This window comes from Ruegeria marisflavi (assembly GCF_025673445.1).
GTDB lineage: Bacteria > Pseudomonadota > Alphaproteobacteria > Rhodobacterales > Rhodobacteraceae > Ruegeria_B > Ruegeria_B marisflavi.
This window is the reverse complement of sequence record NZ_JAOVQN010000003.1, coordinates 266,265-289,682: the sequence shown is the minus strand read 5'-3', so window position 1 is coordinate 289,682 and position 23,418 is coordinate 266,265. Positions and strand designations below refer to the sequence as shown.

20 protein-coding genes are annotated in these 23,418 nt (G+C 62.1%); 11 read left to right on the top strand and 9 right to left on the bottom strand.

What is annotated here, in order from left to right:
* Window positions 1–29 precede the first annotated feature (29 nt).
* The 3 genes from OEZ49_RS05205 to OEZ49_RS05195 are packed head-to-tail and all read right to left on the bottom strand — an operon-like array spanning window position 30 to window position 4,109.
* The gene (locus OEZ49_RS05205; protein ID WP_263387319.1) at window positions 30–1,064 is read right to left on the bottom strand and encodes a lipocalin-like domain-containing protein; all 1,035 of its coding nucleotides are present in this window, start codon (window positions 1,062–1,064) and stop codon (window positions 30–32) included.
* Window positions 1,054–3,465: an FtsX-like permease family protein gene (locus OEZ49_RS05200; RefSeq protein WP_263387318.1), complete on the bottom strand. Its 2,412-nt coding sequence runs from the start codon at window positions 3,463–3,465 to the stop codon at window positions 1,054–1,056. The genes OEZ49_RS05205 and OEZ49_RS05200 overlap by 11 nt, the downstream gene beginning before the upstream one ends.
* Window positions 3,462–4,109: an ABC transporter ATP-binding protein gene (locus OEZ49_RS05195; RefSeq protein ID WP_263387317.1), complete on the bottom strand. Its 648-nt coding sequence runs from the start codon at window positions 4,107–4,109 to the stop codon at window positions 3,462–3,464. Before OEZ49_RS05195 ends, OEZ49_RS05200 begins: the two co-directional genes overlap by 4 nt.
* A gap of 151 nt (window positions 4,110–4,260) precedes the next feature.
* On the opposite strand from OEZ49_RS05195, the gene OEZ49_RS05190 reads away from it, so the two are divergent.
* Both OEZ49_RS05190 and OEZ49_RS05185 read left to right on the top strand, forming a co-directional pair.
* Window positions 4,261–4,572 carry a hypothetical protein gene (locus OEZ49_RS05190; RefSeq protein WP_263387316.1) on the top strand — a complete coding sequence of 104 codons (312 nt, stop codon included), beginning with the start codon at window positions 4,261–4,263 and terminating at the stop codon, window positions 4,570–4,572.
* Window positions 4,573–4,672: 100 nt separating this feature from the next.
* Window positions 4,673–5,107: a potassium channel family protein gene (locus tag OEZ49_RS05185; RefSeq protein ID WP_263387315.1), complete on the top strand. Its 435-nt coding sequence runs from the start codon at window positions 4,673–4,675 to the stop codon at window positions 5,105–5,107.
* On the opposite strand, the gene cls is transcribed toward OEZ49_RS05185, so the two are convergent.
* Genes cls through OEZ49_RS05170 form a run of 3 tightly spaced genes read right to left on the bottom strand, consistent with a single transcriptional unit; the run spans window position 5,104 to window position 8,769 of the window.
* A complete protein-coding gene (gene cls, locus OEZ49_RS05180; RefSeq protein WP_263387314.1) occupies window positions 5,104–6,516 on the bottom strand; it encodes a cardiolipin synthase in 1,413 nt (470 codons plus the stop codon). The two genes, OEZ49_RS05185 and cls, sit on opposite strands and share 4 nt — an antisense overlap.
* Before the next feature lie 52 nt (window positions 6,517–6,568).
* Window positions 6,569–7,690: an acetoin utilization protein AcuC gene (locus tag OEZ49_RS05175; protein ID WP_263387313.1), complete on the bottom strand. Its 1,122-nt coding sequence runs from the start codon at window positions 7,688–7,690 to the stop codon at window positions 6,569–6,571.
* Window positions 7,687–8,769 (bottom strand): AI-2E family transporter, encoded by a 1,083-nt coding sequence (locus OEZ49_RS05170; RefSeq protein WP_263387312.1) that lies wholly within the window; start codon window positions 8,767–8,769, stop codon window positions 7,687–7,689. The genes OEZ49_RS05175 and OEZ49_RS05170 overlap by 4 nt, the downstream gene beginning before the upstream one ends.
* A gap of 109 nt (window positions 8,770–8,878) precedes the next feature.
* Between OEZ49_RS05170 and OEZ49_RS05165 the strand changes: the two genes are divergently transcribed.
* The 3 genes from OEZ49_RS05165 (at window position 8,879) to OEZ49_RS05155 (ending at window position 12,022) form a co-directional block, all read left to right on the top strand.
* Window positions 8,879–9,748, top strand: coding sequence for a YihY/virulence factor BrkB family protein (locus OEZ49_RS05165; RefSeq protein WP_263387311.1), 870 nt, complete (start codon window positions 8,879–8,881; stop codon window positions 9,746–9,748).
* A gap of 10 nt (window positions 9,749–9,758) precedes the next feature.
* A complete protein-coding gene (locus OEZ49_RS05160) occupies window positions 9,759–11,666 on the top strand; it encodes a multiheme c-type cytochrome (RefSeq protein WP_263387310.1) in 1,908 nt (635 codons plus the stop codon).
* A 101-nt stretch (window positions 11,667–11,767) separates the two neighbouring features.
* A complete protein-coding gene (locus OEZ49_RS05155) occupies window positions 11,768–12,022 on the top strand; it encodes a hypothetical protein (RefSeq protein ID WP_263387309.1) in 255 nt (84 codons plus the stop codon).
* On the opposite strand, the gene OEZ49_RS05150 is transcribed toward OEZ49_RS05155, so the two are convergent.
* From OEZ49_RS05150 to OEZ49_RS05140, 3 genes are all read right to left on the bottom strand, one after another.
* On the bottom strand, window positions 12,019–12,720 hold the full coding sequence (locus tag OEZ49_RS05150; protein ID WP_164126526.1) for an RlmE family RNA methyltransferase: 702 nt from the start codon (window positions 12,718–12,720) through the stop codon (window positions 12,019–12,021). The genes OEZ49_RS05155 and OEZ49_RS05150 overlap by 4 nt on opposite strands.
* Window positions 12,721–12,792: 72 nt before the next feature.
* The gene (locus tag OEZ49_RS05145) at window positions 12,793–14,055 is read right to left on the bottom strand and encodes a SulP family inorganic anion transporter (RefSeq protein WP_263387308.1); all 1,263 of its coding nucleotides are present in this window, start codon (window positions 14,053–14,055) and stop codon (window positions 12,793–12,795) included.
* Between the two features lie 69 nt (window positions 14,056–14,124).
* Window positions 14,125–15,237 carry a Ppx/GppA phosphatase family protein gene (locus tag OEZ49_RS05140; protein ID WP_263387307.1) on the bottom strand — a complete coding sequence of 371 codons (1,113 nt, stop codon included), beginning with the start codon at window positions 15,235–15,237 and terminating at the stop codon, window positions 14,125–14,127.
* Window positions 15,238–15,419: 182 nt separating this feature from the next.
* On the opposite strand from OEZ49_RS05140, the gene OEZ49_RS05135 reads away from it, so the two are divergent.
* From OEZ49_RS05135 to OEZ49_RS05110, 6 genes are all read left to right on the top strand, one after another.
* On the top strand, window positions 15,420–17,303 hold the full coding sequence (locus tag OEZ49_RS05135) for a PhoX family protein (protein ID WP_263387306.1): 1,884 nt from the start codon (window positions 15,420–15,422) through the stop codon (window positions 17,301–17,303).
* A gap of 257 nt (window positions 17,304–17,560) precedes the next feature.
* The gene (locus OEZ49_RS05130; protein WP_164126518.1) at window positions 17,561–17,857 is read left to right on the top strand and encodes a virulence factor; all 297 of its coding nucleotides are present in this window, start codon (window positions 17,561–17,563) and stop codon (window positions 17,855–17,857) included.
* Window positions 17,858–17,883: 26 nt separating this feature from the next.
* A complete protein-coding gene (locus tag OEZ49_RS05125; RefSeq protein ID WP_263387305.1) occupies window positions 17,884–18,813 on the top strand; it encodes a methylenetetrahydrofolate reductase in 930 nt (309 codons plus the stop codon).
* A 10-nt stretch (window positions 18,814–18,823) separates the two neighbouring features.
* The gene (locus OEZ49_RS05120; RefSeq protein ID WP_263387304.1) at window positions 18,824–19,885 is read left to right on the top strand and encodes a methyltetrahydrofolate cobalamin methyltransferase; all 1,062 of its coding nucleotides are present in this window, start codon (window positions 18,824–18,826) and stop codon (window positions 19,883–19,885) included.
* A 200-nt stretch (window positions 19,886–20,085) separates the two neighbouring features.
* Window positions 20,086–22,512, top strand: a complete 2,427-nt coding sequence (locus tag OEZ49_RS05115) for a GcvT family protein (protein WP_263387303.1) — start codon at window positions 20,086–20,088, stop codon at window positions 22,510–22,512.
* Window positions 22,472–23,401: a polyphosphate kinase 2 family protein gene (locus OEZ49_RS05110; RefSeq protein ID WP_263387302.1), complete on the top strand. Its 930-nt coding sequence runs from the start codon at window positions 22,472–22,474 to the stop codon at window positions 23,399–23,401. Before OEZ49_RS05115 ends, OEZ49_RS05110 begins: the two co-directional genes overlap by 41 nt.
* The last annotated feature ends 17 nt before the right edge of the window (window positions 23,402–23,418 follow it).

Here is a 23,418-nt window from a genome sequence, read left to right as displayed (position 1 = left end):
TGCGAGAGGACCGGCCAATCCTACGGTGTCTAGCGGTAGCCGGTCATTTCAAGATAGCCGCGCCCGACATGGCTGCCTGAAACGAACATGGGGCCTTCCCAATAAGGGAACGAAGTATCCATCCAGGCACCGGCATTCAGCGCCGAAACTTTCACATCCAGGCCGTGCGACGGGATTTCCAGATGCCATGTTACCGGTATTTCGGCACGTTTGTCCGAAGCGTACTGCACTGGGGTCACACGGATGGCACCGTCGGCAAGTGGTGTGGCTGTTCCATCGGCCGCGATCCATGTGCCCGAGGTATAGTCATCGCTTCCCCGCAAACGGAAGGCCATGACACGCGCGTTATCGTCCAGCACCAGCGAAAACCAGTCCCACCCGGTCTGGTCGTCCGAGAGCGGTTGCGAGGACCACTCGCGGTCGATCCATGCCGATCCGGTCACCGCCATCGGCCCGTCCGGCAGGTCTAGCGTTCCACGCACCTGCAAGAAGGGTTGGGAGTAATAATAGCTGGCCTGACCAGCCTGGGATTTCACCGAATAGCCTTGGTCGCCATGCAGGACAAGTGGCCCCTTCGCCACCATGTCGAGACTATAGGCGAACTCCGGCCCGGCGGCGGTCAGTCGCATTTCGCCCGAGGGATCACCCGACATCTCCCATTCGTCGATCCAGGCCAGGAACGGGGAGGCGGATACACCGGCCTGTCCGATCCCGCCGCGCGACAGGCGCTCGGTGAAGTAATGGGCGTCCGGGGTCGTCACGGCGGCATGACCCATCCAGATCTGCGGGCTCTGCCATCCTGGTTTGTCACCGGGTTCAAGAGCGGAACGGAAGAGTGTCCATTGCAGGCCGTACTGGCGCCCGTCTGCGCCATTCAGCGTCGCGGTCAGATACCACCATTCGATGCGGAAATCGGGATGCGGGCCATGGTCGGAGGGAAAGCTCAGCTCGACCCCTCGCTGGGGAATGGCAAACCCTTCGACCTCGGTACCCAGTCCGGCAAAGCCCTGCGCTGAGACGGCCCAGGGCCAGAGTAGGGACAGGATCAGCACCTCAACTCTCATTGGCGAACACTTTCAAAAGTTGCGCAGGTGGCAGGCGGCGTAGACGCAGCATGGGCAAAGCGGCAGCCGCCGCGGCGGTGAGCAATGCCAGCGCAAACAGGCGCACCCATTCCAGTGGGAACAGGTACATCGGCAGTTGCCAGCCAAAGGCCGCGACATTGATCACGCTGAGCAGGAGCCAGGCGAGAACGAGTCCAAGCGGCACCGCAAGCAAGGCTGTCATCGCGGCCAGTACGACCGCCCGCAATAACTCCAGCCAGGCAAGCCCGGTGCGCGTCTGCCCCAGGGCCCAGACCGGGGCCAGTTGCGGCAACCGCTGAGACCACAGAGTTAGCAGGCTGGTCAGAATAGCAAATCCGGCCACGCCAAGTGTCAGCACATTCAGCGCGCCGGTCACCAGGAATGTCTTTTCGAAAATAGCCCGCGATTGCGCCTTGAGCGTCTGTTGCGGGATCACGGCGCCGGGTGGCAAGTCGAATGCCGCGCGCAACTCCTCGACCTGTTGTTCGGCCTGGTCGGCGGGCAGGTGCACGCCAAAGCGGGTGTTGGGCACGTCCGGGAAATGGTCGAGCAACTGATCAAGCGCCACGATTGCCTGGCCCGTTGGATTACCGTAATCGGAATAGACCCCCGCCACCGGCATCTCCCACCCCGGGGCAAGTGTAACCGTGGAGCCGGGCCACAGCCCGTCCCGGCGGGCAATCTGTTCGTTGATCAGCGCCGCCTGTCCGCTCATCACCCTCTGCCAGACATCCGCATCGGCGGCGATCAGCGGCCAGTGCCGACGATAACTGACATGATCGACAATCCCGTAGACAAAGAGTGGATGCGCGCCGGTGGTGATCTCGACCGAGCGGATCGGCAACACAGCATCGGTGCGCGGGGTAAGCCACGCGGCCAGTTCCGCCCCCTGGGCATCGTCGCGCGCGTTAACGTAGTAGGTCGAGGTCAGCCGCTGGTCGAGCCATCCGTTAAATGTCAGCCGGAAGCTGGCTACCATAGTGCCCACGCCGATATTGGCGGCCAATGCCAGAAGCAGCGCCATCAGTGCCAGCGACAAGCCGGGCAATTGCGCCCGCATGTCGGCCATGACCCATTCGGCCAGTGGGCCCCGCGCCATCCGTTTGCCCAGGAACAGCAACCCGGCAAGAGCCGGAGGCAGGGCGAGGGCCGCCCCCAACAGGCACCCGGCCATCAAGGCAAACCCTGCGATCAGCCCGTCGAAAACGGCAAAGGCCGCAATGCCGGTCGCGACAACAGCAAGGCTGGCCAGCATCTGCATGCGCATGGCCCGTGGTCGCGCACTCCAGCGATGTTGCCCGGGGGCCGCCAGGATCGGCAGGCGCGACAGGCGCCAGAGCGTCTGCGCGCTGGCCAACAGCGTTCCGGCTACGGCCATTCCAAGCCCGGAAACCAGCCAGATCGGGCGGAGCGACACCGAACCTTCGGCCGGAGCGCCATAGAGGCCGCGCAGGGTTGCGGCCACATCGGGCAGCAAGGCCGCCGCGACCAGATACCCCACCACAAGGCCAATTGCCCCGCCGAGCAGCGCCAGCAGAAGCAGTTCCGCCAGGATCAGACGCATCAGCAGGCGCATCGGCAGGCCAAGCGCCCGCAGGGTACGGATCAACGGTCGTCGCTGTTCAAATGTCAGCCCGACGGTACCATGCACGATGAACAGGCCTACGACAAAGGACAGCAGGCCAAAGGCGGTCAGGTTCAGGTGGAAACTGTCGGTCAGTCGGGCAATATCCTGGGTGCCGCGGGCGGCCTGCCGTGTCAGGCCGGGTGCGATCTCGGCCAGCGGCGGGCGCCCTTTGGGCTGGTCAGGCAACACCAGCAGATAGGAGATCTGTCCCGCGCGGTTCAATATCGCCTCGACGGTGCCGATGTCGGTCAGGATGCGCCTTGGCGGCAAGGCGGTGGTCTCGCTAACCGGCGGCAGGTCCGGCCGATCACGCAGCGCCTTGGCCAGTTCCGCGTCGGCGAACAGCCGTCCGGGCGCGGTCAAAACCTCGACCGGGGCGATGGAGCCCGAGGAGGCCTCGGCAATCGCGGGCAGATCCGGCCAGGCCAGAAGGTCGATACCCGTAACCGTTACGCCGCCCCCGTTGACCCGCAATGTCCCCTGCAAGACGGCGGCCACTTGCCACCCCGCCTGGCGAAGCTTCAGATACTCCGAGACCGACATGGGCGCGCCGTCAGAGCGACTCAGCCGGTCGAGCCTGTCTGTTCCGAGTTGCGCGGCGGCACGCGCGTATGAGGCGCGGGCTTCGGCATTGATCGCCTGAACCGCCGACCACAATCCGGTGGCAAGGGCGATACCCACAACGAGGGTCAAGAGCTGAACCGGATGGCGCCGCCAATGCGACCAAAGCGCAAGGGTCGCGGCACGGATCATGTGACCCGGCCTCCTGCAAGATGCGCCTGCCGGTCAAGGCGGACTGCGACGGATTGTGAGTGGGTCACCAGCAGCAATGCGGTCCCCGAGACTCGGACGAGATCCAGCATCAGATCAAGCACCGCTTTGGCCGCAACCTCATCAAGGTTGCCGGTTGGTTCGTCGGCCAGCAGGAGTTTTGGCCGCACCGACATTGCCCGCCCGATTGCGACCCTTTGCTGCTGGCCGCCGGACAGCTGTTCGGGGAAGTGATCCAGGACGCCGTCCAGCCCGAGCCGCCCAGCGATCTCTGTCGTCCACGCCGGATCGTGCCGCCCCGCAAGCCGCGCGTGAAAGGCGAGGTTTTGCGCGACGGTCAGCGACGGGATCAGGTTGAACTGCTGAAACACCAGGGCCACACGATTTCGGCGCAAGGCCGCCCGACCGCCGTCGTCCAATGTCGAATAGGATATCCCATCAAAGGTGATCTGGCCCGCATCAAACCCATCAAGGGCCGCAACCAGATGCAGCAAGGTGCTTTTGCCGCTGCCGCTTTCCCCGGTGAGCGAAAGGCTCTCGCCCTGGGCCAGCGATATCGAGGCATCTTGCAAGACCGGACGGCCGCCGGGATAGGTCTTGGACACCTGGTCGACTGTCAGCAGCATGGCGTGTCTCTTCTTTTCTTTCTGTTCGACCTCGCGGCGAAAATGGCGTGGTTTGCGGTACTGTCCAGCCCGAGATCGCCAATGGCAACCATTCGCCGCAGCCGGTCCCGGGCATTTGAAAACCCGAGGACAAGACATTATCTGGATCACCATGACCTTATTCAAAACCACACCCTTGTTGTTGGTGTTGCTGGCGACATCGGCCACGGCACAAGACACGGCGCAATCCTGTCATGAGCGGGCGATGCGGCAGGCGGGCATCCGCGATACACAGATCGGCGATGGCCGGGCGTCCATACGGATCGGCGGCTCGGTCGCAGTGGGTGTTTCCCGCTCGTCCGGCCCGGCCGCGCCCGGAGTACCCGCTTATGCGGGATCGGCCGCATCAGAACGGTTCGAACAGAAAAGACAGCAGAAAATTTATCGCAGGACGTTCCAGGACTGCATGTCGACGCGGCAATAGGTAATGTGACGCCGCGTTCCCCATTTCTGGCACGGGGTTGCCATCGGCGAGCCGGGCTTACATTGTCGCGCCAAAATCGAACCGCGAAGCAACAGAACTGATGACACTTCTACAGCAGATCATGTGGGGTAGCCTTTTCCTGGGCATATGCTTTGTCATCGAAGTCGTGCTTCTTGCCTGGTGCACGCTGTCGATCGCCCATCTGGCGGAGCGGTTTCGGCACTGGACGCGGAGTCTGCGGACTGCGGGTATTATAACTGTCTCGCTGGTCTTTATCGTACTGGCGCATACGATCCAGGTTTGGCTATGGGCCGGTGTCTGGGTGTGGTTCGATGTTCTGACGGAATGGAACGACGCACTTTACTTCTCTCTCGTCACTTATACGACCCTTGGCTACGGCGATATTGTTCTAGGACCGGGTTTGAGGATTTTCGCGGCTTTCGCGGCAGTGGCCGGTTTGCTGGCCTTTGGCTTGTCCACCGCCTACCTGGTGGCGTTGATGACCCGAGTCTTTGAAGGGCGCCTGCCACGCTAGAGAATGGGTGCAAAGAGCCGGGCCAGCGGCGCGCCATACCGGATGTAACTGGGTTGCGCCGAAAGGGGTTCGGTCAACTCGAAGCTGTGGCAGAAATCCCGTTCAAGCATCTGGGCCATTTCTTCGGCCAAGTCCTCATCGAAGAACAGCGCCATCGCTTCGAAGTTGAGCCGGAAAGAGCGGTTGTCGAGATTGGTTGTTCCCACCGCCGCGATGCTGCGGTCCACTACAAAGACCTTTTGGTGCAGAAAACCGTCGGTGTATCGCATGACCCTGACACCGGCGGCGCGGATCTCGTCGAAGTATGAGAATGCGGCCAGCCAAGGGATCCTGTGATCGGCCACGTCGGGCACCAGCAGTCGGACGTCTACACCCCGCATTGCGGCATTCTTGAGCGCGGCAAGGATATCGAGATCGGGAACGAAATAGGGCGATGCGATCCAGAACCGCTGTTGCGCGGCAGCGATTGCGGAAAAGAACATCATCGAACCGGTTTCGGAACCGTCACCGGGTCCTGTCGCAACGATCAGCGCATTGCGGTCCTGCGGATCAAGGACGGATTGCCAGAACAATTCGTCCAGCAGCTCCTCGCCATGCGCCCAGTGCCAGTCCTCGCAAAAGATCAGTTGCAGTTGCAGGACCGACGGCCCTGAAATCTCGACATGTGTGTCACGCCAGTTTCCGAAAACCGGATCCTGGCCCAGGTATTCGTTCCCGACATTGTGGCCGCCGATGAAACCGGTCTTTCCATCCACAACGACCGTTTTCCGATGATTGCGGTAATTGATCTGGAACCGGAAATTTGGCCCCCTTTGATCTCGCGGATCCGCAACATCGATCCCGGCATCGCGCAAATCGCGGAAGTAGCTCTCAGGTAGGCCATGGCTGCCAATGGCATCCGTCATGAAGCGAACCCTGACACCCCGCCGGGCCGCTGCGATCAGCCGATCTTGCAGCTCTAGCCCCAGTTCGTCGTCGCGCACTATGTAGAATTGAACCAGGACATAGGATTGGGCCGCGTCGATTGCTGCAAAGATCGCCTGAAACGTGGCATCGCCATCGGTCAGTAAGCGGGCACCGTTGCCCCGGCTGATAACCATATGGGCGATCTGCTCGAAGGGGCGGGCGTTGACACTCAGACTGAGCGGGTCCGGTGCGATAGCGTCCGCATGGGCCTTGAGGCCTGCGACCACGCGTTCGCTTTCCCGCCGGGCGATCCGGTAGCCACGAAAGCGGTGATGCCCCAGAAACATGTAAAGCGGCACGGATGCCCAGGGGAGGGTCATAAGAAAGACCACCCAGCCCACCGCACCTTGAGGGGTACGCGCTGTTTGCGCCGCGCGTACCGCAAAGAACACTGCGGTCGCGTACAACAGCACAACAATGAGGGATAGGAAAGCTGCCCACATAAGCGCAGCCTAACCCGAAGTCTTCGAAATGGTACAGAGGTGAACTGCGCCCTCAGGCCCAAGTCGATAGCCGTGCCGAAATCTGTCCGGCGATCTGTCGAGCTTCGGGTCTGATCGGACCCGGACGGGGCGCGTCTTGTAGCGTCGTAAACCACGGTGCCGGGCGATCTCGGCCGCGTAGACGCCGCCATTCCAATCCGCGCAACACGGTTTCGGCCCGATCCGGCAACCGGTCTGGAATGGCGCGACCCGACAGGGCAGCCCAGACACCCGTCCACAGCCGGGCAACACTCCAGGGATTGTAGCCGCCGCCACCCAGAACCAGCAGGCGAGGGGAAATCTCCTGCAAGGCGTGTACGGTTTTCCAGTGGCACCGGTTGGACAGGGCAAGCCGCGACAGCGGGTCCTCGGCAACGGCGTCTGCCCCGCATTGCAGGACGATGGCCTGGGGGCGGAAACCCGCGACCGCGGGCAGGATCGCCTCGTTCAGGATCAGATCGAATTCGGAATCGTTAAAGCCGCGCGGAACAGGAATGTTATACGCGGCCTCGCCTGCGGTATCCGAAACACCGCCGGTGAACGGCCAGCGCCGGTTCTCGTGCAGCGAGATCATCCGCACCTGCCGCGATCCGTGAAAGGCCGAGGCAACCCCATCACAGTGATGCGCGTCGATATCGACATAGGCCACGCGGTCTAACCCGGCTCTCAGCATGGCGAGGATGGCCAGGACCGGATCGTTCAGATAGCAGAATCCGCCTGCGCGGTCAGCGAAACCGTGATGCGTACCGCCACCGGGATTGAACACACGCAGACCGCTGAGCGCCAACTCTGCCCCCAGAAGTGAGCCGCCGGCCGCGGTGGCCGGACGCCGGAACATCTCTGGAAAGACCGGGTTGGACAGGGTGCCCAGCCCATGTTGGCTGCGATCTGTCTCGGTTACGGTCTGACGATCTTCGGCGCGTTGCAGCGCGGCGATATAGTCGGCGGTATGAAACGCGGTTAGTGCGGCCGGTTTGGCGCGCGGGCTGTTGCGGTACTCTCCGGGCGCGAACCAGTCCAGCGCGCGACAGAGGTCGATGACCGTGGACACGCGCGGGATTGCCAGCGGGTGTTGCCCGCCATAGGTCGAGCGCCGGTAGATCTCGGACCCGATAAAAACGGCGCGAGACGTCATGCCTGTGGTTCGTCTTCGGTCGTCAGGCTGCCGTCCTTGGACATCAGGATCGCCAGTGGGCGCATCGCCGGAATATGGCTGAACACGATCAGGATGCAGACGGTCAGAGGCACGCTCAGGAAGGCGCCGATCAGCCCCCACAGAACAGTCCAGAATGTCAGGGAAAGAATGACCATGAAGCTCGACATGTTCAGCGACCGCCCCAGCATGGCGGGATCCAGGAAATTGCCGATCAGAAACTGCACCGTTCCACAGAAAAAGACGATGATCAAAAAGGGGGTCACACTGTCGAACTGCACCAGCGAAACCAGGGCCGGAAAGATCACCGCCACGATCGAACCGATCGACGGGATAAAGTTGAGCGCAAAGGTCAGCACCGCCCAGGTTTCCGCAAACTCAAGCCCAAGAAGGCGAAAAACGGTATAGCTGATGCCGGCGGTCAACAGGCTGATGATGGTCTTGACCCCGAGATAGCGCTGTAAACTTGTCGAGATCGCATCCATCACGCTCGCCATGTCTTGTCCCAATTGCGGGTCGCGGGCGGCAAGAAGCATCTTGTGGTGCAATGTGCGTCGTTCGGCCATCAGAAAGGCAACGTATAGCGATACCAGCAAAAAAGTGTTGAGAGCTGAGGTCGCCCCCCCAACGGCGCCCCGTGTCAGTCGCGACAGGTCCACGCCTGCCAGTGTGTCCCGGGCAAATCCCATCATCTCGGGTCCCAGAAGGGCGGCCATCCGGGTGACCGCGCCGTCGAACGCGGTTTCATAGTTTCCGATTGCCCGCGCGAATTGCGTGGCTTGGCCGCCGATCACGAACATGATGGCAAAAAGCCCCGCCAGAACCAGCACGATACCCAGCAGATTGGCCAACCAGACAGGTGCATTCACCCAATCGCGCACGCGGTCGCTGACAGCGGTTATCAGGACAAAGGTCAGAAACGACAGGGCCAGAGGAATCAGAAATCCGGATCCCGCATAGAGGGCGAGAATGGCCAGAGTGAGCACAATCGACAGATCGCGAACCAAAGCCAGCGAGAGCCGGACCGGGCGTTGCTCGGTGTTTTGCTGCCGTCTGGTCATGGTGTGGTCCTTTGTCCCGTTTGCCTGCCATGTTGCACGGGCGGACCACCAATCGCAATCACGGTGCTTCGGGCTATGAGGCGGCAGCACGTACCACTAGAGTAACCTAATGAGCACGTTGACGAATCCCTCGCTCCTGTTTCCGCTGCGGGCGTTTGTGCTGGCGCTGGCAAGGTTCCAGACGAAAAGCGGTTTCGTCATGAGCAGCCATGTCGCCATGTCGATGATGATGGCGCTGTTTCCCTTTATCCTGTTCACGGTGGCCCTGGCTGGCAGCCTGAGCCAAGACTATGTCACCGACGATCTGATCGAACTGATCTTTGGGACCTGGCCCGATCAGGTCGCGGCGCCCATCGTGACAGAGTTGAAAGCCGTGCTGGACGGTGCCAATTCCAAGGTGATGACCGTTGGCGGCGTGCTGGCAGTCTATTTTGCCTCGAACGGTGTGGATGCCGTTCGCGAGGCGATGTCACGGGCGTACCACGATACCGATACCCGGCCGTTCTGGAAGACCCGGCTGTTGTGTATCGGGCTGGTCGTGGGGGGTGGTGCCATTGTCATGGCGGTTGCCGCCATGGAAGTGGTCATGCCGATCTATACCAATCTGGTCACCCAGGCCCTGCCGGGCGAGGCGCCGGACTGGTTATCTGTCGAGCGCCTGAGCTGGATCTTCATCGTCGCGATGCCTGCGGGTGGCGTGCTGATCTGCCACGCGATACTGCCGGCCAAGCGTCACTCCCTGATTCAGATTCTGCCGGGCGTGCTTCTGACCCTCTTGCTTTGGGCGGTTTGCGGCTGGGGCTTTTCAATCTACATCTCCGAGTTTTCCGCTTATAGCGCGACCTATGCCGGTCTTGCCGGGGCTATGGCGGCACTGATTTTCCTATATCTTAATGCCGCGATCCTGATCCTAGGGGCAGAGTTCAACGGCGCTCTTATCGATCTAAGGGCGAATGACGACGCGGATTCGATCGTCTGAAAGGGTATTCATGCTGCGACTGTCTTGCCTTCTTGTCTGGCTCGCGGCCCCGGTCCTGGCCCAGGCGCCGGATTACGTGGGCAGCGCCGCCTGCACCGGCTGCCACACCGAGGAGGCAGCCGCCTGGTCTGGCTCGCATCATGCTCTGGCCTGGACAGAACCGGGGCCGGATACCGTTCTGGCCGATTTTGAAGGAACGGAATTCAGCCATGGGGGCATGAGTGCGAGGTTCCGTCGCGAGGGCGCAGAGTACTTCGCCACGGTGACCGAGGCAGACGGGTCGGTCACGGATTTTCGGCTGCATTCCGTCGCGGGTATCGCTCCGCTTCAGCAATACCTTTTCGAAACCGAACCGGGACGGCAGCAGAGTTTTGATCTGGTCTGGGATGTGGCCCGGCGACAGTGGTATCCGCTTTATCCTGACCAGGACTTGCCGCCGGATGACGGCTTGCACTGGACCGGGCCCTACAAGAACTGGAATGCCCGGTGCGCTGAATGCCATGCAACAGGTTACAGCCGAAACTACCGACCGCAAAGCCAGCGCTATGAACCTCGCATGGCTGAAATCGGTGTCGGCTGCGAAGCCTGTCACGGCCCGGGATCGGCTCATGTCGAATGGACCACGGGAAAGGCACCGGACGAGGGGCTCGATTCATTTGGGTTCACAGTAACCCTGGATGCGGCGCAGTCAGAAACCTTGATCCAACAATGCGCGAGCTGCCATTCCCGGCGGGAACCGCTCGCCGACGGTAATCCGCTGCCGGGGACCGCCTATCACGATGCCTATACGCTGTCGCTGCTGCGCCCTGGTCTTTACCACGCCGATGGTCAGATACTGGACGAAGTCTATGTCTACGGCTCCTTCCTGCAATCGCGGATGTATGCGCGTGGTGTGTCTTGCGTGAACTGTCACGAACCGCACGGGGCCACCCTGAAGGCCGAGGGAAACGCTGTTTGCACCCAATGCCATTCACCGGCAGGCAATCCCGCTTTCCCCAACCTGAGGCTGGCCGAGTACGACACTCCCCTGCACACCCAACACGCCCCGGACAGTGACGGTGCGCAGTGCAAGAGCTGCCACATGATCGAACGGACATATATGGGCATTGACGGGCGGCGCGATCACTCCTTTCGTATTCCGCGCCCGGATTTGGGGGCGGAAACCGGCGGGCCGGACGCCTGCACCGATTGCCATTCGGACAAGGACCAGGATTGGGCCGCAAAGAAGATTGGGGAATGGTTTCCCGACAGCGATCGACGGGGGCCGCATTATGGACAGGTCCTTGCCCGCGCAACGCGGGATCCAGGTGCCGCTGCTGGCGATCTGGTGACGCTGGCGCTGGACGACGGGCAACCGGGAATCGTGCGGGCGACGGCCTTGTTCCTGCTTCAGCCGGCGCTGACCGCCGACGATGCCGAGCTGCTGGCACCGTTGCTGGCCGACCCCGATCCGCTTGTACGGGCGGGCGCCGTTGCTATGCAGCGGCCGCTGTCGCCTGAAGCCCGCGCAATGCGGCTGATCCCGCTGTTGCAGGACCCGCTCAAGGCGGTGCGTATCGCGGCAGCCAAAGAATTGATCGACTTGCCTCAGGGTGCGTTGACACGCAGCCAGGCGGCGATTTGGCGCGAAGGGGCAGGGGAGTTGCAGAGATCCCTGGCAACGCGCCTCGACTTTCCTGAAACCCATCTTGTCCTTGGGGGCATGGCCCTTAGGCTGCGCAACATGCCGGCAGCTGCGCGTGCGTTCCGCGAGGTGGTCGAGATGGACCCGCAGCGCGCCGAAGCCTGGCCGATACTGATCGAAGTGACCGAACTGACCGAAGGGCGTGACGCAGCAAGACGCCTGTTGCGGCAGGCCTTGAGCGTGTTACCCGAAGATCCCAGATTGCGGCAGCTATCAATGCGCCTCGGCCCCTGACCTCGCCGCAGAACCGCCACATGCGGGCCATCGGATCGGCGCATCCGGCGGGCAGGATGACGGCTCGGGGTGGTTCTGCCCCATGCTGCCAGAGGGTTGCCATGCCAACAGATCCTTTGCCAATGCGCCACGCGATGCTGTTCGAATTGTTGCGACAGCAGACGGCGTCCGACGAAACAGCCACGCGGCTGCGCGCCGGGGCCTTTGATCTGTCCTCGGTGGACGAAGCCCAGTTGCAACGCAGGGCCTTTGCTTCGCTGCGTCCCCACACCTTGGCGACAGCCATCCAGGATATCCAGCACATGAACGCACGTGCACCGAAAAATCGGGCCCGCTGGAAACCGTTGCCGGGTTAGCCCCGAAACCCGGTGGCCACCACGAATTTCTCGGAACTGTCCGACCGGGAAGCTGGCGGTTTCACATTCGCAACCTTGGTGAATTTCTGCTTCAGCAGTTTTTGCAGCTCGCCCTCGGCGCCGCCCGCCAGAACCTTGGCGACGAATGTGCCGCCCTCTTCCAGAATGTCAAAGGCCAAGTACGCCGCCGCCTCGCACAGCGAGATGATGCGCAGGTGGTCGGTCTGCTTGTGCCCGGAAGAGGCCGCTGCCATGTCCGACATGACCACGTCGGCCTTGCCGCCCAACCATTCCTTGATCTGTTCGTCGGCGCCCTCGGACAGGAAATCAAGCTGATAGAGTTCTGCACCGGCAATGGGTTCGACCTCTTGCAGGTCTATACCCAGAACGGTTCCGATCCGCTTGCCGGTCTTTTCGCCCAGGGCATTGACCCGTTTCACCGCAACCTGGCACCAACCGCCCGGTGCGCAACCCAAGTCCACGATCCGGGCGCCGGGCACCAGAAACCGGAACTTGTCGTCAAGCTCCAGGATCTTGAATGCCGCGCGCCCACGATACCCTTCGGCCTGCGCACGTTTCACGTAAGGATCGTTCAACTGCCGTTGCAGCCAGCGCGTCGAGCTGAGTTTACGCCCGCGCGCGGTCTTTACCTTGACTTTAAGGTCACGCTGTCCGCGTCCGGATGTATTCTTGGCCATGGTGCGCTCCTGTCGGATAGGCAAGTCGAGATAGCGGCTTGCCCCGGTTGAGGCAAGCGGGAAAGGCACTTGTTACCTGTCCGGGGGCGACCAATCGGCGGGCGGCACCTTGCGCCGACGCAGGCGCAGGGCCAAACCCACGGAAACACCGACGCCGATGGCCACGGTCAGATCGGCAAACACCGTGAGCAGCAAGGTGAGGAACATGAGAACCATATCAGAACGGGAACCACTCAGGTAGCCACGCCATTTGTGAGGCTCGCTCATGTTCCATGCCGTGAGGATCAGCAAACCCGCCAAGGCGGGCAAGGCAAGTTGACCAACAAGATCACCGGCAAAGACCAGTACCGAAAGGACAGTTACCGCATGCACCAGCCCGGCCACAGGGGTACGCCCGCCGGCCCGGATGTTGGTCGCTGTCCGTGCGATGGCTCCGGTCGCTGGAAGGCCGCCGAACAAGGCTGACCCCAGGTTTGCCGCACCTTGCGCCAGGATCTCGGCATTCGGACGATGGCGCGCGCCGATCATCCGGTCCGCAACCAGGGCCGAAAGCAGCGACTCTACCCCCGCAAGGAAAGCGATGACAAATGCCGATGGTAGTAACTCGACGATGCGCGCGTATGAGAGTTCGGGCAGTTTCGGCACAGGCAAGCCACGGGGGATGTCACCGAACCTGGACTGGATGGTTTCGACGGGCAGGTGAGTCAGAACGGTCAATACCGAAACGGCCCCGATGGCGAGGATCAGACCCGGAAACCGGGGATAGCGGGCGCGCAACACCGCAATCATCAGGATAGAGAGAACGCCGATTGCGAAACTGCTCCAATCGGCGGTGTCGCGGGCCTCCCAGAGGGTTTGAAGCTTTGGCAGGAACGCCGCTGGCATCTCTGGTGTCGTCATCCCCAGCAGATCGCCGATCTGGCTGGTTGCGATGATCACCGCGATACCTATGGTAAAGCCGGTGACGACAGGTTCGGGCACCAATGCGATGAGGTTGCCCGCCTTGAGGAAACCCGCAACCACCAGAATTGCGCCCGCCATTAACGTGGCCAAGACCAAGCCGTCGAACCCGTGTGCCGCGATGACCCCATAGACCACCACTATGAATGCGCCGGTCGGCCCACCGATCTGAACATGGCTGCCGCCAAGCAACGATATGAGGAATCCGGCGACACAAGCCGTCACCAAACCCGAGGACGGCGATGCGCCAGAGGCGATTGCAATTGCCAGGCTAAGGGGGACCGCGACCATCGCAACGGTCAGGCCCGCACCAAGGTCTGCGGCGAAGGCCCCTTTCGTATACCCTGGCAGTGTCGACAGAATCTGAGGTTTCATCTTGGCATCCGTTGCACGCAAACAGGCGAACCCGGTCGCATCCCGGACCGGGAAAGACTGCGCGTTACCTCAGAACGGACCATCCTCCAAAACCCCATCCGCGCTCATTTGCGCATAAAGAAGTCCTTCGCGCAGGCCCCGGTCAGCCACCGACAGCCGGTTTGTCGGCCAGCATCTAAGCAGTGCCTGAAGGATGGCCGAACCGGACATGATCAGTGCATGCCGGTCTTCGCCGATACGCGGGTCGCGGCGGCGGCCCTGCGGGCCAAGGTCCAGATAGGTACGGATCACCTTGTCGATCTGCTCGCTGGTCATGCGCAGCCCGTCGACCTTGGTCCGGTCATAGCGTTTCAGCCCCAGATGGCTTGCCGCGACGGTGGTCACCGTTCCGCTGGTGCCCACGATCTGGAACCGCTCGCGTGTGGGTTCGTTTCGATAGGGGACGAAATCGGCCAATTGCTCTTCAAAGAACCAACTCATCAGCGCAAAGCGGGCGGCATCATCCTCGACATCGTTGAACTGGTCACGCAGCGTGGCGACGCCGAGCGGCACGCTGATCCAGTCGATCACCTTAGCGGCAGGGAACGGGCTTTCCGAGGGGTGGAACCCCGCATGCAGGCGCATGATGGCTGATGGCCGGTCGCGGCGCGGCACCGATTTCAGGTCGATCCACACAAGCTCGGTAGAACCGCCGCCGATATCTACGACAAGTAACTGTTCCGTCTTGGTCGAGACCAGAGGCGCGCAAGAGATCACCGCCAGCCGGGCTTCTTCCTCGGGCTGGATGATCTCAAGCGTCAGACCGGTCTCGCGCTTGACATCGCGGATGAATTCGCGCGCGTTGCGGGCCCTGCGGCAGGCCTCGGTGGCGACCAGACGCATACGGCGCACCTTGTTGCGCTTGATCTTCTGCTGGCAGATACGCAGGGCCTGGATCGTCCGGTCCATCGAGATTCTGGACAACCTTTCAGTGCGCTCAAGCCCGGCACCGAGCTGAACGGATTTGGAAAAGCTGTCTACCACATGGAACCCGCTGCCCTTGGGCTGGGCAATCAGCATGCGGCAACTGTTTGTACCAAGATCGAGCGCCGCATAGAGGGCGTCCGGATCCGGCCTGTTCGGCGCGGGGCTTTCGACCGCTTTCGGGAACGCGCCCGCACCTGTGGGACGCTTGGGCGTCATGATGTCACGCCCTCCGATTTCGTGTTACCTTGAACCTAGGATCCGATCAGACGGGGCGCAAGAGAATTCACTGCGCCCAGCGGCAGAACCGTCATATAGGTTTAACACAGCCATGCGACTGCATCCCCGAAAGCCGGCCTGTGCGCCGGAACGGATTCTGCTGGCAAGCCATGGAGCACGCTATGAAAAACGACCGCCCCCTGACATTCGACGAATTTGACGAGGCGGTGAACCCGCGCCCCGAAGATTGCGATTTCGACCAGGTGGTCGAAGAGGCGCTGTCGCGTCGTGGCTTCCTGGGCGGCGTGCTGGCCATGGGCGGGTTCGCCGCCCTTGGCGGTGCGGTTCTGCCGCGTGGAGCTAAAGCTGCGGGCGACCGGTTCGCATTTGAGGAGGTTGCCGCCTCGACCGCAGACGAGATCGTGGTGCCGCAGGGGTACAAGGCCGAAATTCTGGTCCGCTGGGCCGATCCGCTGTGGTCGGACGGGGTGGTGTTCGACCAGACCACGCGCGGCACCGCTACCAGCCAGGCCCGCGCCTTTGGCGACAATACCGACGGGATGGAGGTGTTCCATCACCAGGGCCGCACGCTGCTGGTGGTGAACAACGAATACACCAACCGCGAGATCATCTGGGGCAATCGGGCCGAGGGTAAGGCCGAGACCGATGACGATGTCGAAAAGGGCATGCTGGCCCATGGCGTGACCGTGGTCGAGCTGGCCCATGATGGCAGCCGGTGGCAGGTTGTCACCGACAGCCCCTATAACCGCCGCATCACGCCGCGCACCGAGATGGTGCTGACCGGCCCCGCCGCCGGCCACGACCTGATGAAGACCGCCGCCGATCCAACCGGCACGGTGACCTTTGGCACTTGGAACAACTGTGGTTCGGGCAAGACCCCATGGGGCACCTATCTGGCCTGCGAGGAAAACTTCAACGGCTATTTCTCGGCCGTCGACGAGGCACACGAGGTTTCCCCTGAACTGAACCGCTATGGCGTTTCGGCCAAGGACTGGGGCTATGGCTGGGCGCGGGTCGATGACCGCTTCGAAGTGGCCAGGAACTCCAACGAACCCAATCGCGCTGGTTACGTGGTCGAGATCGATCCGCGCGACCCGAACTCGACCCCCAAGAAGCGCACCGCGCTGGGCCGGTTCAAGCACGAGAATGCCGAATGCGTCGTCAACAGCGACGGGCGTCTGGTGATCTATATGGGCGATGACGAGCGGGGCGAGTTCCTTTACCGCTATGTTTCGAACGGGGTCTATGCTGCCGGTGTCGATACCGACGAACTGATGGAAAACGGCACGCTCTACGCGGCCAAGTTCGACGCATCGGGCAAGGGCATGTGGCTGGCGCTGACGCCCGAGGCCACCGGCATGTCTCAGGCCGAGATTTGCATTCACACCCGGATCGCCGCCTCGAAGCTGGGCGCCACCACCATGGACCGCCCCGAATGGGTCACTGCCAATCCGAACGCGGACGAGGTCTATTGCGCGCTGACCAACAACAAAAACCGGGGCGTCAAGCCGAACAAGGGCGGCGACGACACCCCGGCCGAGGGGCCGAACCCGCGCGAAAAGAACAATTATGGCCAGATCGTACGCTGGCGCCCCGAAGGCGGCGACCATACCGCAGAAGGGTTCGACTGGGATCTCTTCGTGCTGGCGGGCAACCCGACGGTGCATTCCGATGCCTATGCGGGGTCAGGAAACGTCAATGCGGGCAACATGTTCAACTCGCCCGACGGGCTGGCCTTTGACAGCAACGGGCTGCTCTGGATCCAGACCGACGGCAAGTACTCCAACGAGGGTGATTTTGCCGGTCAGGGCAACAACCAGATGCTGGCAGGCGATCCGGTGACGGGCGAAATCCGCCGCTTCCTGGTCGGCCCGCGCGAGGCCGAGATCACCGGCCTTTGCTGGTCGGGCGACCGCCGCGCCATGTTCGTGGGGGTTCAGCACCCGGGCGAAGAGGGCAACAGCCACTGGCCAGATGGGGGCGACAGCGTGCCGCGCTCGGCCATCATCGTGGTCACGCGCGAGGATGGCGGCCTCGTAGGCTGAGCGTTTCCATTTGACGCAATCGACCCCGGGAACCGTGTCGTTTCCGGGGTTTCTTTTTCCGACATGACCGGTCCTCATCATCTTGGTGAAGAATTCGGGCAAGCCATGTCCGGCGTTCCTTGCTATTGCACGTCGAACACGCGGAAGGTCCGAAAACGACAAAGGTCGCTGTAACGTGCGCACGTGTCGAAATCGGACCTCTCCCGCCCCATATTGCCAGCTAGAACCGGCTCACCGGATCAGGAGGAATCGACGGTATGCCCGAGGTCACCATCGTCTATTGGCGGGATATCCCGGCACAGGTCATTGTCGGCAAGGGCCGCCGCGGCGCCAAGCGTCAGCTGGAGGAACGGTTCGAGCAGGCCATCGACCGCGCCGCGATGAAGGTGGGCGCGCAGGACACCGATGCCTACCTGGCCGAGTGGCGCAAGGCCGAGCCCTACGAGGTCGCCGGCGACCCGGCAGAGATCGTCGAGGCCGAGGCCCAGCGTCTGGAACGGGAATACGATCGCGAGCGCATAAAGGCGCTGATCGCAAACGACGGTTGGGCATGAGCCCGAAGAGCATATGGGAGGCCGCGATGGCTTTGCTGAACTTCAAGAAACGCGAGACGGTCGAAAACGGCCCCGTGAACCCCACCGTCGAGGCCTTTCTCAAGGATTACTCGATCGAGGTGATGCCGCGCACTGCGGAAAAGGTCGAGGATTTCCGCGCCCTGCTGCCCGCTGGCACCCGGGTGTACATTGCCCATATCGAGGGCACGCCCATCGAGGACATGGTGGCAACCGCCAAGCGGCTGGCCGCCGAGGGCTACCCGGTCATGCCGCACTTCCCGGCGCGTATCATCAAGGATGCCAAGACGCTGGAAAACTGGATCGCCATGTACCAGGGCGAGGCCGGGGTCGAGCAGGCGCTCTTGCTGGCCGGTGGTGTGGCAGAGCCGCATGGGGAGTTCCACTGCTCGATGCAGATGATGGAAACCGGCCTCTTTGACAAGGCAGGGTTCAAGCGTCTGCACGTCGCAGGCCACCCCGAGGGCAACAAGGATATCGATCCCAAGGGCGGCGATGCCAACGTGATGGACGCGCTGCGCTGGAAACAGAAGTTCAGCGAGACCACCGACGCCCAGATGGCGCTGGCCACCCAGTTCTGCTTTGAGGCCAAGCCGATCATCGCCTGGGCCAACGGGCTCAAGGCCGCCGGTATCGACCTGCCGATCCATATCGGTATTGCAGGTCCTGCCAAATTGCAGACCCTGATCAAGTTCGCCATCGCCTGCGGCGTCGGCCCCTCGCTGAAAGTGCTGCAAAAGCGCGCGATGGACGTGTCCAAGCTGCTGCTGCCCTATGAACCCAATGATGTCGTGACCGAGCTGGCCGCCCACAAGGCCGCCAATCCCGATTTCAACATCACCAACGTGCACTTCTTCCCGCTGGGCGGCATCAAGACCAATGCCACCTGGGCGATCAATAACGGCGGTGCCAGCACCCGCCCCGTAAACCCGACCTGAAAGGCCAGACATGACCCGCACCATCGTTGAAAGCAAAACAAAAACCGCGATCATCGGCTTTGACCAGCCGTTCTGCGTGATCGGCGAGCGGATCAACCCCACGGGCCGCAAGAAGCTGGCCGCCGAGCTGGAAGCGGGCGATTTCTCTACCGTGGAAAAGGACGCCATCGCCCAGGTTGCCGCCGGGGCCACCGTTCTCGATATCAACGCGGGTGTTGTCTATAACTCCAACCCCAACCCGAACGAGACCGAACCGCCGCTGATGCGCAAGATCGTCGAGCTGGTGCAGGGGCTGGTCGACGTGCCGCTCTGCATCGACAGCTCGGTGCCGGGTGCGCTCGAGGCCGGTCTGGAGGCCTGTGAGGGTCGTCCGCTGTTGAACTCGGTCACCGGCGAGGAAGAGCGTCTGGAGCATATCCTGCCGCTGGTCAAGAAATACAACGTGCCGGTTGTGGCGATCTCGAACGACGACACCGGCATCTCCGAAGACCCGGACGTGCGTTTTGCCGTCGCCAAGAAGATCGTGGAACGCGCGGCCGATTTCGGCATCCCGGCCCATGACATCGTGGTTGATCCTTTGGTGATGCCGATCGGTGCCATGGCCACCGCCGGTCAGCAGGTGTTTGCCCTGGTGCGTCGCCTGCGCGAGGAACTGGGCGTGAACACCACCTGCGGCGCCTCCAACATTTCGTTCGGCCTGCCCAACCGGCACGGCATCAACAACGCCTTCCTGCCGATGGCGATGGGTGCGGGCATGACCAGCGCGATCATGAACCCGGTGGCGCTGCCGATCACTCAAAAAGCGATTGCGGAAAAGAAAGAAGCCGTGGCCGCTGCTGGCATCATCCTGCCCGAGGGCATGGATGACGAGACCTTTGTGACCCTGTTCGGCCTGGGCTCGACCCTGCCGCGCGCGGGCAAGGAGATGGAGGCCATCCGCGCTGCCAATCTGCTGACCAACAACGACGCCCACGGCGCCGAATGGATCCGGTTCAACAAACCGCCCGCAGCCGAGGGCGAGGAAGGTCGGGGCCGGGGTGGCCGCGCCGGAAGCCGCCGCCGCCGCGCCTGACAGGTTCTGAATTGATCGAAGGGCCGGGGATTTTCCCCGGCCTTTTCATTTTGAAGCTCTATCCCAGCGTATTTCAAACCAGAAAGAAGCCATGAGGTTTCGTTTTTCCGAAACAACATGCGCTCTTTGCAAATCCGCGCCTCTTCGATTGACGGAAATCAGCGCCGCCTGTTCCCTGACGCAAAACGCGGGAGGGCTTCATGCGGACATCGGCACGAGTCGTGGTGATCGGGGGCGGCATCGCTGGCTGTTCGACGCTCTATCATCTGACGCAGGAGGGCTGGTCGGATGTGATGCTGTTGGAGCGGAACGAATTGACCTCGGGCACCACCTGGCATTCGGCGGCGCAGGTGACCAATTTCGGCATGAACCAGACCATGGTGGGGCTGAAATCTTATTCGATCCGGCTCTACAAGGAACTGGCCGAGGACCCGGACTATCCGATCACCTATCACCATGGCGATGGCGGCATCCGTCTGGCCAATACCGAACGGGTCATGGAGGGTTATCGCCACTTTGCCTCGATGGCGCGGGGCATGGGGGTGGAGTTCGAGGTGATCGACGCCGTAGAATGTGCGCGGCGTCATCCGCTGATCACCCAAGGTAACCTGCTGGGCGGGCTGTGGGATCCGCTGGATGGCGATATCGACCCGGCGCAGCTGTGTCAGGCGCTGGTTCGGCGGGCCCGCAAAGCGGGGGCCGAGGTGCATCGCCAGACACCGGTGACCGCCCTGCGGCAATTGCCTGACGACAGCTGGATCGTCAGCACGCCCCATGGCGATATCCACGTCGAAATCGTGGTGAACGCCTGCGGTTATCGGGTGAACGAGGTGGGCGCGATGATGGGCGTGCATCATCCGGTGGCCTCGATGGAGCATCAGTACTTGCTGACCGAGGAAATCCCGGCCATTCGCGACGCAGGTCACCGGATGCCGCTGATCCGCTGTCCGATTGACGATTTCTATTGCCGCCAGGAAAAGAACGGGTTGCTGGTCGGCTTCTACGAACAGAAGTGCCGAACCTGGGGCATGGACGGCATTGACCCGCATTTCGTCAATGCGCTTTGCCCGGACGATTTGGACCGGGTGGCAGACGTGTTCGAAGGGGCCGTGGCGCGCATTCCCGCGTTGGGAGAAGTGGGCATTCACACCGTCATCAATGGCCCGATCACCTATACGATCGACGGGGCGCCCTTGGTGGGGCCGGTCCCTGGCAAGCGCAATGCGTTCTGCATCATTGGGCTGCGCGCCGGCTTGGGCGAAGGCGGCGGCCATGGCTGGCTGCTGGCGCAGATGATCGTGCATGGCGAGGCCTGTTACGATACCTGGATACTGGATCCGCGCCGTTTCACGGCCCACGGGACCGCCGAACTGACTGCGCTGAAGGCGATCGAGGACTATCAGAACGAGTTCCGGTTCCATTTCCCGCACGAACATCGCCCGGCGGGACGGCCAGTAAAGACGACGCCGCTCTATCCGGTGCTGGAAGCCGAAGGCGCGGTGTTCGACGTGGTGAACGGATGGGAGCGGCTGGCCTATATCCGCCCTGACGCGGCGTTCAAGGAAACCCATGATTTCCGGTTCAACGAAACGTTCGATGTTCTCGCACGGGACGTTGCCGCGGTGCAATCCGGTGTTGGCCTGACGGAAGTCAACGGGTTTAACCGGATCGAGATCACCGGGTCTGGGGCGCGGGAATGGCTGGACGGGCTCGTCTGTGGAAAATTGCCGCGACGCGCAGGGCGGGTCGGGTTGACCTATCTGCTCAATGACAAGGGTTGCATCAAATCCGAGGCAACGCTGGCCTGGCTGGACGAAGATACGATCTGGTATGGATCTGCCGCAGCGGCCGAGTGGCACGATTTCGATTGGTTGTCGGCACATCTGCCCAAGGATGGCAATGTTTCCTTGCGCGCCTTGACCAACGAGATGACCATACTTCTCCTTGCAGGTCCCAAGGCGCGCGCTGTTTTGGGGTCGGTGGCGCGGGGCGATTGGTCAGCCTCCGCCTTTCCCTGGTTATCGGTTCGGCGCGCTCATGTCGGTATCGCGGCGGCGGTTGTTATGGCGGTCAGCTACTCGGGCGAGGAAGCGTTTGAGATCCATGTTCCCATATCGCAGAGTCTGTCGGTCTGGCGCGCGTTACGTGCTGCCGGTGCCGAACATGACATGTGCCTTTTCGGTTCTCGCGCCATAGAATCGATGCGTCTTGAAAAAGGCTATCTTCACTGGAAGGCGGATCTGATCACCGAGTTCGATCCATTTGAGGCGGGGCTTGGCCGGTTCGTGGATCTGGACAAGGCGTTCCTGGGCAAACACGCTTTGATGGCGAGACTCGGATCGGCGGAACGCAGGCAACTTGTCACACTCGCGGTGGAAACGGACATGGCCCCGGCCCATGCAGGCGCCAGCGTCATGGTGGCGGGCAGGGTGGTGGGCGCTGTAACCTCGGGCGATTGGGGGCATCGGACGGGCCTGAACCTGGCACTGGCTTATGTGCTGCCAGAGCAAGCAGCCGTCGGAACCGCCGTGAGTATTGATATCATCGGGTTGGATGTTCCTGCTCGGGTCATCCCGGTCAGCCCCTATGACCCAGATAACCGTCGGTTACGGGCGCTCGACACTTGATTTCCGGGCGCAGGGCGCAAAGACTGGGCCGCGGAAACGCGCCAAAGGCGCAAGGCGGACGATGAAAGCGAAACAGACACTCAGCCTGACTGATGCGGATCTGACACTGACGATCCCCAAGGCCCGGTACCTGGATCAGTTGGCAAAGTTGCAGTTGAAACTGTCACGCATCCAGCAGGCTTACCTTTTTCACGGGCACAAGGCCGTTCTGGTATTCGAGGGGTGGGATGCAGCAGGCAAGGGGGGCGCCATTCGCCGGATCAGCCAGGCGCTTGATCCGCGCAGTTTCAAGGTCTGGCCGGTCGGGGCGCCGCGCAACTACTATCTCAATCGCCATTACCTGTTGAGATTCTGGGAACGTCTGCCGCCCGAAGGCGCGATCAGCGCCTTTGATCGCAGCTGGTACGGCCGGGTCATGGTCGAGCGGATCGAACATTTGACGCCCGAACACCGATGGCGGGCGGCCTACCGCGAGATCAACGAGTTCGAGCGGATGCTGATTGATGACGGCACCCGGATCGTCAAGCTGTTCTTCCATATCTCGCCGGACGAGCAGATGCGGCGGTTCGAAGAACGGCTCCGCAACCCGCTCAAAAGGTGGAAGTTGACCTATGAGGATTTTCGCAATCGCGCCCGCTGGAGCGAAACCGAGGAGGCGGTAAACGAAATGTTTGCCAAAACCTCGACCCGGATCGCCCCCTGGACCTTGATTCCGGCCAATCACAAGAAATACGCCCGCATTGCCGCACTGGACGCGGTGGCAAAGACTCTGGCCAAGGGGGTTGATCTTGATCCGCAGCATCTGGACCATCGCACGCTTGACGCGGCAGGCAAACACCTGAATGTCGAACGTGAACTGATCGACAGCCTGCGGTCACGGACAGAATAGGCACAACACCACGAGAG